The sequence below is a fragment of the Rhizobacter sp. P3_B12 genome, assembly GCF_056402895.1.
In genome coordinates this window covers 1-2,001 of record NZ_JBFUGN010001069.1, presented here as the reverse complement: position 1 = coordinate 2,001, position 2,001 = coordinate 1, and the positions used below count along the sequence as shown (strand labels likewise).

2 protein-coding genes are annotated in these 2,001 nt (G+C 73.5%); both read right to left on the bottom strand.

The genetic code is table 11. The features are described from left to right. On the bottom strand, positions 1-245 hold a 245-nt coding region (locus tag AC1D01_RS32165), incomplete at its 3' end, for a PQQ-dependent sugar dehydrogenase (protein WP_477873566.1). Further along, entirely contained in the window at positions 242-1,975 is a 1,734-nt protein-coding gene (recJ, locus tag AC1D01_RS32160; protein ID WP_477873565.1) for a single-stranded-DNA-specific exonuclease RecJ, read from the bottom strand. The genes recJ and AC1D01_RS32165, both read right to left, overlap by 4 nt. Between the last annotated feature and the right edge of the window lie 26 nt (positions 1,976-2,001).

Below are 2,001 nucleotides of genomic sequence, written 5' to 3'. Positions count from 1 at the left end.
AGCCCGCCCTGGCTGCGCGCGTCGACCTCCGGCAGGCCCTGCAGCGGCGCGCCGAGCCGGCCATCGGCCGCGACGATGCGCAAACGGCCCGGGCGCTCGGTGACCAGCAGGCGGCCATCGGGCAGGAAGGCCAGGCCCCACGGGTTCTGCAGCCCGGTCGCGACGGTCACCACGTCGACCGCCTGCGCGGCAGCCCCCGTCACGCACATCGCGGCCACCAGCGCCGCCCGCATCATCGCTTTCATCCGGCTCCTTCCACGACCATCTGCACCCGCTGCTGGCCGTTGTAGTCGTCGACGCGCAACTGGTACGCGAGCCGCACCCGCGTGCCCACCGGCGCGGTGTGGCCGAACCAGATCGCATCGCGCAGCGCGCCCGCATGCCGCACCGACAGCTTCAGGTGCTTCTCGGCCACCAGCCGCTGCGACACCACCTCGACCTCGTCGCAGAACAGCGGCGGCTCGAAGGCCTGGCCCCACACCTGCGCATCGAGCGAGCGCACCGTTTCGGCATTGAAATACTCGGCCGCCAGCGGCCCGTCGGTCAGCAGCGTGCGCGACAGCGTCGCCGCGTCCAGCCACTCGCGGGCCACCTGCTGCAGCGCGCCGTCGAAGGTGTCGAAATCCTCTTCGGCCAGCGTGCAGCCTGCCGCCATCGCATGCCCGCCGAAGCGCTTCAGCACGCCCGGATGCCGCTTGGTGACGAGGTCCAGCGCATCGCGCAGGTGGAAGCCCGGGATCGAGCGGCCCGAGCCCTTCAGCAAGCCGTCCTGGCCGAGCGCGAACACGAAGGTCGGCCGGTGCAGCCGGTCCTTCAGCCGCCCGGCGACGATGCCGACCACGCCTTCGTGGAACTCGGGGTCGTAGAGCGCCAGCGCCGGCGGCGCATCGCCCTCGGGCATCAGCGTCTCGAGCATGGCCTCGGCCTGCTCGCGCATGCCGGCCTCGACCTCGCGGCGCTCGCGGTTGATGGTGTCCAGCGTCTGCGCGAGCTGCGCGGCGCGCRCCGGGTCGTCGGTCAGCAGGCACTCGATGCCGAGCGACATGTCCGACAGCCGGCCGGCCGCGTTGATGCGCGGCCCGAGCGCGAAGCCGAAGTCGAAGCCGGTGGCGCGCGACGCATCGCGCCCGGCCGCGCTGAACAGCGCGGCGATGCCGGCGTGCATCTTGCCGGCGCGGATGCGCCGCAGGCCTTGCGCGACCAGCCGGCGGTTGTTCGCATCGAGCCGCACCACGTCGGCCACCGTGCCGAGCGCGACCAGGTCGAGCAGCGCGTCGAGCCGCGGCTGCTGCTCGGCGCTGAAGGCACCGCGTGCGCGCAGTTCGGTGCGCAGCGCGAGCAGCACGTAGAACATCACGCCGACGCCCGCCAGGTTCTTGCTCGGGAAGGCGCAGCCGGGCTGGTTCGGGTTGACGATCACGCTGGCGTCCGGCAGCACGACCAGCTCGCCTTCCTTGGCGGGCAGGTGGTGGTCGGTGACCAGCACGTCGAGGCCCATCGCGCGGGCATGCGCGACGCCGGCGATGCTCGCGATGCCGTTGTCGACGGTCAGCAGCAGGTCGGGTTTCGGACCGGGCTGCTGCGCGAGGGCCAGGTCGACGATCGTCGGCGTGAGTCCGTAGCCGTGCACCGCGCGGTCGGGCACGATGTGCCGCAGCGTGCCGGGCGCTGCACCCAGCAGCGCGAGCCCGCGCAACGCGACCGCGCAGGCGGTGGCGCCGTCGCAGTCGTAGTCGGCGACCACGCAGATGCGCTTGCGCGCCGCGATCGCATCGGCCAGCAGCACCGCGGCCGCCTGCGCGCCGTGCAGCTCGGCCGGCGGGATCAGGCGGGCGAGGCCGTCGTCGAGTTCGTCGTTGCTGCGCACGCCGCGCGCGGCAAACAGCTGCGCCAGCAGCGGGTGCACGCCGGCCTGCTCCAGCGCCCACACGCTGCGCGGCGGGGCGTCGCGGCGGGCGATGCGGACCTCGGCCATCACAACGCCTCCAGCAGCGCGAGCGG